The sequence below is a fragment of the Bradyrhizobium sp. genome, assembly GCF_016462955.1.
GTDB lineage: Bacteria > Pseudomonadota > Alphaproteobacteria > Rhizobiales > Xanthobacteraceae > Bradyrhizobium.
Genome location: NZ_JAEMSD010000008.1, coordinates 1 through 7256, shown reverse-complemented (window position 1 = coordinate 7256; position 7256 = coordinate 1). Strand labels below are relative to the sequence as shown.

The following is a 7256-nucleotide window of genomic DNA, read 5'->3' as shown; positions in this document are numbered from 1 at the left end:
CGCGCAATTTGGCTCGGCAAAAGATAGTTAGGTTAGAAATTCAAGATCTCCTGAAATCCTGCGGCCCGCTAAGCGATATCGATCTATTCAAAGCCTTTCAACAATTGCCTGTAGCCTTGTTCAGTCATCCACTGGGCTCGGGCGAGATGGCTTTCAAACGTTTTGCGCGCATGTTCCTGCTCCCGGTCAGGATCGATATGCAAAACGGTTCGTACGATCTCGCGCCATTCAATGCCTTCAGCGTGTGCGTCGAGTAACCTGAGATATGTCACACGGTGGGCACGATCGTAGGGTGTCAAAGCCGGTTCGGCCGGTGCAATTGCTGCAACCTCGGGATCAGTCATAAATCCAGTCATGTCTTGTGGGCCCCTGCCTAATTGAACGTTCGAGCTAGCGTCGGTCAGCTCTTCAGCCGCGCTGTTGAAAAATAGAATTGCGCGGCGGAATGCAACTTAAAAGCGGTAGTCTTAAAAGCGTCAAACAGATGTATCTGCGTCCGTGAAGAGGACGCACAAAGGACCGCTTCGAGACGTGCTGGCGAAAAATATGCGCCGGCTCCGGGCTGCGCGCGGTCTTAGCCAAGAAGCGCTCGCTCACGAATCCGGAATCAACGGCACCTATCTGAGCTCCGTTGAGCGTTCCGAGCGAAATGTTTCTCTCGACAACCTGGCTCGGATTGCCAGTGGGTTACAGATTGAGCCTTGGAAATTGCTCAAAGGCGACTAGGTGCCACGTCCCGCGGCAGACGAGCCGGGCAAGGATGTGCCCCGCAGACGGAACCATGTATTCGCTGGTGAAGTCATCAGCGCAGCCAGAACGCAGAAGACGCGACCAGCGATTGTGCGGTGAATAACCGAGTATCTGTACCGCGGGCTGCTGCGCGACAAACGGCTAGTTAGCTCTTTGGCGCAGAGGCAATCACGTCGCCGCCTTTCGCAAAGGGAGCGCCCTGCTCCCAATGAATCTTACCTGCTTGACCAGCCCTTGCCGGGCCGACGACATCCGGTCAAGGCCGCCAGCCGCGAAGCGGGGGCGCGGTAGCGCCAGCCTTGAGGGGATGGCGGCGGTCCGGCCCACTCGCGCCAGGGCAGGTAAAGCCCCTAGCCGGTCGCGCTCACAACCCAAGTTCGCGCTTGCGTCCAAAGCTCCACTCGATGCCGCTGCCATCGCTCCGCATGGCGCCGGTGATGTGCTGGCCAATGCGCCGGTCCAGGATGGGCTGCCATGGCACGAGGCTGAAGCCGAGGCCTCCGTCGCCGATGAAGGTCTCGATCATGGCAAAGCGTCCGCTGGCCAGATTGGCCGACCCAAGCAGCCGGCCACTGACGTATTCTCCCGCCTTGGGCGGTTGGAACGCCAGCTTGCGGGCGGCGGCCATCTCGGAGCCGACGCGGGCGACCTCGGCACGCTCCAGCGTCGCAACAAGGTCCTTTGGACCCTGGATCCTGCCGTCCGGCAGGCGGGTGGCATACCCCATGCTGACCAGGCTTTGCCTGCGCCGCTCCAGGGCGTCGGTAACCTCACGGCCGAAGCCTGCCGCAACGAGAGGCGTGCGGTTGCGCGAGGCAAGTTCACGGTCGAGCCAGGTTGCCCCGTCGCTACCGACCTGCCGATCGAGATCAAAAGTCGAGAGTGTGCGGACCGAGAGCCCATCGCCGCCGCCATGGCTGAGGTCATAGGCCATTCCCCGCTCCGTCATGTCCTGCGGAATCTTCCAGTGGTCGGCGTCGATGCGCTCGACATGGCCGGCTCGCCGCAAGGCTTCCAGGCGGCGAACATGGGAGCGGACGAACGCGTCCGGGTCCTCCCCCGTCGCCTCCAGCCGGTCGCGAATTTGTGCTAGGTGGCGGCTCGGCCGGTAGACGCCGTCATCACTCTCCGCCACGAGGGCAATGTTGCGATCGGATGCTCTCGGCCCGGAGACGACAGGGGCTGCCTCGACGATCATGCCGCGGCTGACATCCTCAAGGCGGGAAGCATCGGCGAACTCGATATGGTGGACGCGGCCATCGACGCCGTCGATGACGAGACAGACCCGTTCCCCCATCTCGTCGCCGGCAAGGCCCTTGCCGACCACCCGGCTTGTGACCGGCTCCGCAAGCTTGCCGCCATGGACGGCGTATTGGTCTACGCCGCGCTGCTCGGCGAGGCCGTGATCGGCCAACGTCCGGTGCATGGTCTTGATGATGTCGTTGCGCTCGCCGAGCTCCTTCAAACCCGCCTCGGCCCGGTCCGAGAGGGTCCAGCGTCCGGGTTCTTGCTCCGAGGCGAGGCCATAGCGGCTGCAGCCGCTTCACCCTGTCGATCAACAGATGGCGGTTCTCCCGAACGAGAAAGCTCTGTCCTTTGCCAGCCCTGAGGTCGATCGAACCCTCGTCCCGTTGCTGCTCGATCAATATCCGGTCGAGCCGGGTCAGGCGCTCCGCGTCGACCTCGCTCGCCAGCTTGCGGGCGACGTCCAGTTCGGTCTGCGGACCGAGTTCAAGCGTCACCAGTTCACTCGCCCGGTGGCGGACACCGTGAGCGATGTAGTCGCCTGCGATGTTCAGGATCTTGCCATCATCGGTGACGCCCCGGACCAGGATGTGAGTATGGGGGTGACCGGTGTTGTGGTGATCGACTGCTACCCAATCCAGCTCCGTCCCGAGATCGGCTTCCATTTGCTGCATGAGGCCGCGGGTGAAGGCGCGCAGGTCGTCCATCTCAGCGGCATCCTCCGGCGCCAAGATGAAGCGGAATTGATGCCGGTCCTCGCGGCCGCGCTCGACGAAGGCCCGGCCGTCGGCCTGGTCCTCCACCGCAGAATAGACCCGCCCCTGCTCTCCGTCCCGCGTGACGCCGTCCCGTTCGAGATAGCGCAGATGGGCATCGACCGCTTTGCTGAGCGCGCCTTGCTTCTTCGGGCTGCGGCTACGACCTTGCGGATTGAGTCTGACCACGCGCGCCTTGACCACGACCCGCCTTGCCCGGAAACGAACGCCGCTCCCGTCCAGGCTCCACCCTCCGCCGTATCTCGTAAAAGATGCGACCACCTTCGCGCCGCGGCCCCGGGCGTTGAACCGGCCACTTCGCCCGACGGTCCCAGGTAGTCGATTGGGGTCACCTCCAGCGCGCCGGATCGCCTGCTGAACCTCGCCAAGAAAGCTGCTCGGTCGTCGACGTGACCCACCTATCCGGCCCGCACGCAATCGAGCGCCACCGCGGTCACGGACTTTGCCAGGATGGATGCGAAAATTGTCTTCGTCGTGCGCCATATCACGACAATCGGAGCACGAAGCAACTCCGGCAAGATCGCAAATTCGGTCGGTGCATTCTCGCGTCGAACGACGTGCGCAATCGTAGGCAGACGCCCCCAATTACTCTCACATGACGAATGGTGCCGCCCGGAGCATTGGAAGCTAAAGAGAAAACGGCGATGGCGGCTCGCGCGCACCTTCTCGCCACTCCGCTAAAATTCGAAAAGACAATGTGCAGACAACAACTTGACGAGCACAGCGAGGCGCGAACGAAAGTTCGCTTTATCTTGCCCTCATCCTCAAGGTCCATCGTGATCTCCCGACCACCAGTTCCCGAAAAAGCCGCAGCGACTCGGCAGCCAACCCGGGAAGCCCACACTGCTTCCGAGCGCTTGCGATAGCGATCGTTACCCGAAGGGCCGAGACACACGAAGGGTGGCTCGGTGAGGAGCAAAGCGACGAGTAGAGCGCGGGCCGAAGGCATCGCCCATACGCCGTCAGCTTGCGAGCTCACACAGTTGGTCATTGCGATCCTCCCGAATCCAATCGAGGGACGAATACGCCAATAGGCCATGGGACCATGGGTGAAACATCGGGCGCTGAAATTGCCGTCGTGACACCAATCGACGGCATGAGCGCCAGCAACCGATCGCGCGTCTTCCTTAGATCCGATCGCGTGAAGGATAGCGCCGCGGCTGCTGGTGACCGTCCCTTGGACGTCCACCTCGGCGGCAGTTCGATGGCAAGCAGATTTGCAAGCTTTGCGACGTGTGCTCGCGTCCCGTCTGGCAAACAGCCGCCTGCGAGATGCTTTCATAGCGAGATGGTCCCGGGTTGTTCGCGGTAAAAACGCTAGGCGAGCCATACCGATCGCGCAGTTCGCAAAGGTACGCGATGCCGGCAAGAATGTTGTCACGAGAATCGTAGGGATCGTTGCCGAGGTCGTACGGCGGACGTAGCTCTGACCGCGTCTCCGGCATGATCTGCTTCAGCTCCATGGCGCCTCTTGGTAACCTCGCACGCATGTCGCCGACGCTCTTGACGTCTAGGACTGCGCGTATCCAGTGCACCGGGACGCCGAACCGCAGCGCGGCCTGCCCGACGAAAGCCGCAGACGGATCGATCGCTCGATCACTCGTCGCATCGCACTTCGGCGAAAGCAGGAACGTTGCTCACACTCAGCGCAAAGAACAACGTCACTACGGCGCACAGACTTCTCTCGACGTTTTCGGACTGTTGCCGCATGCCTTGGGCTGACACCGCGTAGGTTCCAGTCGGGCGATACCAATCGAGCTGGACGTACCTCGCGCGCTGCCGATGCAACTATGCGAACCTTGCTCTATGAAGCTCCACGCGTTGTGTTGCGCCGCTGCTCCCGACCTTCCGCGCTCCAGCAATGGGGACGCGCATTGTTCGAGCGATCGAGAAGTAAACTGGCCATGGTCGCAGTAGCGAGGAAACTGGCGGTCATCTTGCATCACATGTGGCGTAACGAGACGCCATTCCAGTGGAGTGGTCGCACCTCGATCGCCTGATCGGTACAACCAACATGGAGATCCTCTGTCTGCGACAGCGGTAAGAGGTACTACCGGGACGAGTGCCGGCTACCGCGCCATTCCTCCTGCGGCTGCAGAGATGCAGACCCCGCTCGGGACATAGCGGCGTCGACCTTCTGACGCAAAAATGTAGCCGCAAAACCAATCGGACTGCGGAGAGAACGGTGGACTTGGCAGCGGCTGACGCTATGGCCGACGGTGTTGTATTGAAGGGTCGAAACTGGCTGAACAGTATGTTTGCTTGACACGGCAAGCTCAAGCCTGGCGCTTTGCGCCCCCGCCTCCGGCGGCTTCGGGTTTGACCTCGCCGTGCCAAGCAAACCTTCGCTCGCCATCGTTTCGACGGACAAGAGCAGCACTCTTGTGTGTACTGAGAAGTGGAAAAAACGGACTTGCATGATGGGCCGCGATTAGAGAACGGAGGAATGGTGCAGCATTTGGCCGAACAGAGGAATGGCAGTTCCAATACCCAATACGTGCACGATGATTCCTCCCGGACCGACACCGGCAGCGCACGGCCAATGACGGACGATGCCGCAAGAACCCGAAATGGCGGCGATCTGCCGGCTTGGTGGACTGGCCGTTCATGACAAAGAGTTTCCCTCGCCGACGACGCGGCAGCCCTTTCATTTTGGGAGCCGCCGGCCGCGGCCATCGCGAGCCGCAGCCTCGCCCTTTTCGAATGCGTCGATGGAACGTGTGAGCTACTTCTGCAGACGAGAGTCTCGGAGGCATGCGTCTGGGCATCTGCTGGAGCTCAACGGCACTGAGGCGCGTAAGCAGCCGCTTGTCGCAAAGGGCTGCTCGACGATCTCCTGCAGAAGGCGCCGGACGGCATCGAGTACAACCATCTTGAAGGTGGCGGCAACACCGTCCTCGAGTACGTGTGCAGGCTCGGTCATGAGGGCATTGTCGCCAAACGAAAGACCTCCCGTGTACGATAGTGGGAGGTCAAGGTGTTGGCTGAAGATCAGGAATCCAAATAGTCCGGCAACAAAGCGGTACGACGTGGGAACCTTCTGAAGCGAAAAGAGCGCCCCCAACTTAATGGGAGCGCTCGATCCGTTTAGAACAGTCGTGATAGTAAGGCGATCATCGAAGCCAGATGCAAATTGCATCCAAGGCCCAGGCGAAACGTCTTACCGCACGGCTGGCTGGCTTCGAGAGTGAACAGCACCGTCATGGTGAAGCTCCTTCTCTATTGCGCGAGGGTCCCTTTCGGTACGTGCCTCGCACACAAGGCCAGTAGGCTGTGGGATTTTTTGTTGAGTGCACCGGTGACCCCACAACACACTGCACGTATTTCCGTATTCAACCTCGATATGGCCGCACTTTGCGGCTTTTCAAGGGTAATTTCCTTAAAACCAACTTAACGCCTGAAAGCCCGTAAAATGCGCCCGGACCTTTTACAAGCCCAAGCAAGCGTCGATTGGGCAATCGGACAATTGCCTGACCTCTCCAAGCGCTTGGATGAGTGGCTGAAGCGCGGCGTGACCATTGAAGTCAAAGTACTCCCGCCGCCGGCAGACAACCTGATCGTCGCAGTCGAGAACGAACTGTTGCCGCTCGCGTTTCATGCGGAGGTCGGCGCTTACCTAAACTCAATTCGCAGCAGCCTCGACGTGCTCGCGATGACGCTCGTGAAGCGGCACAACATCGCGATACCTGAGCATCAGGTCTATTTTCCAATCACAAAAACCGAAGAGGAGTTTGAGAAAAAGGGAAGGCAGCTACTCGCGGGCCTGTCGGCACTCGATCAACGTTTAATGAGAGAACAGGTGAAGCCGTATCTGGGCGGCAACGATTTGCTTTGGATGTTGCACCATCTCGACATAGTACGAAAGCATCGGCGGCTCCTGAACACTCAGCTCAAACCTATCCATATGTGGATGGCCGGCACTCTTGCTGAAGGCGACTTTACGCCGCTCGGCGGCGAGGGTTCGATACAGGTCGGTGAAGAGACAGTGCTAGGAATGATCCGGAAAGGTGTTCCGACGCCAGCAATCCACACGAGGTTCTACATCGCAATTGAAGAACCCGGTATTGTTAGACGGCCTGTTGAGGCCGTGCTGGCGCAGATGGCGAGCGCCGCGACCTTCGCTATCAAACTTTTTGACGCGTGATCCGAGGCCGCAAATGACGGGACTTTCTGACAAAGAAATGGCCGTGATCTTCAAGAAGGATGCCGGCGACTATATGATAGCAGCTGAGAACCTGAGGACCGACGAGCACAGCATTTACCTGGTCGCCCCAACATATTTCCTGCGCGGACACGCGATCGAACTGCTGTTAAAGGCCTGCCTCCTGGCTAACGGGTGGACCCTGGACGCCTGCCGGAAGAAGCTCGGGCACAAACTTCTTGTCGGCCTCACTGAGGCGGAAAAGGTCGGTTTGGTCTTGAGCGACCAGACCAAAAGTGTCATCGCGACCCTTTCCCCTCGGCATGAGGATTACACATTCAGGT

Annotated in this window: 6 protein-coding genes and 2 pseudogenes; 5 read left to right on the top strand and 3 right to left on the bottom strand. The window is 60.1% G+C overall.

Annotated elements, in window-relative coordinates; translation table 11 throughout:
- Window positions 1–83 precede the first annotated feature (83 nt).
- Complete coding sequence (locus JHD07_RS01895; protein ID WP_212023297.1) at window positions 84–356, bottom strand: DUF2285 domain-containing protein; 273 nt, start codon at window positions 354–356, stop codon at window positions 84–86.
- A 190-nt stretch (window positions 357–546) separates the two neighbouring features.
- Between JHD07_RS01895 and JHD07_RS01890 the strand changes: the two genes are divergently transcribed.
- Window positions 547–726 carry a helix-turn-helix transcriptional regulator gene (locus JHD07_RS01890; RefSeq protein WP_291618450.1) on the top strand — a complete coding sequence of 60 codons (180 nt, stop codon included), beginning with the start codon at window positions 547–549 and terminating at the stop codon, window positions 724–726.
- A gap of 388 nt (window positions 727–1114) precedes the next feature.
- Here JHD07_RS01890 and JHD07_RS01885 read toward each other — a convergent pair.
- Window positions 1115–2221, bottom strand: a pseudogene (locus JHD07_RS01885) (DUF3363 domain-containing protein); the annotation flags it as partial.
- Window positions 2222–2312: 91 nt separating this feature from the next.
- Here JHD07_RS01885 and JHD07_RS01880 point away from each other — a divergent pair.
- Window positions 2313–3089 carry a hypothetical protein gene (locus tag JHD07_RS01880; RefSeq protein ID WP_291618383.1) on the top strand — a complete coding sequence of 259 codons (777 nt, stop codon included), beginning with the start codon at window positions 2313–2315 and terminating at the stop codon, window positions 3087–3089.
- A gap of 809 nt (window positions 3090–3898) precedes the next feature.
- Here the strand turns inward: JHD07_RS01880 and JHD07_RS01875 are convergent.
- Complete coding sequence (locus tag JHD07_RS01875; protein ID WP_291618381.1) at window positions 3899–4306, bottom strand: lytic transglycosylase domain-containing protein; 408 nt, start codon at window positions 4304–4306, stop codon at window positions 3899–3901.
- Here JHD07_RS01875 and JHD07_RS39665 point away from each other — a divergent pair.
- The 3 genes and pseudogenes from JHD07_RS39665 to JHD07_RS01865 form a co-directional block, all read left to right on the top strand.
- Entirely contained in the window at window positions 4301–4771 is a 471-nt protein-coding gene (locus JHD07_RS39665) for a transposase (RefSeq protein ID WP_366863933.1), read from the top strand. The two genes, JHD07_RS01875 and JHD07_RS39665, sit on opposite strands and share 6 nt — an antisense overlap.
- Window positions 4772–6183: 1412 nt before the next feature.
- On the top strand, window positions 6184–6915 hold the full coding sequence (locus tag JHD07_RS01870) for a hypothetical protein (protein ID WP_212023293.1): 732 nt from the start codon (window positions 6184–6186) through the stop codon (window positions 6913–6915).
- A gap of 13 nt (window positions 6916–6928) precedes the next feature.
- Window positions 6929–7256, top strand: a pseudogene (locus JHD07_RS01865) (hypothetical protein); the annotation flags it as partial.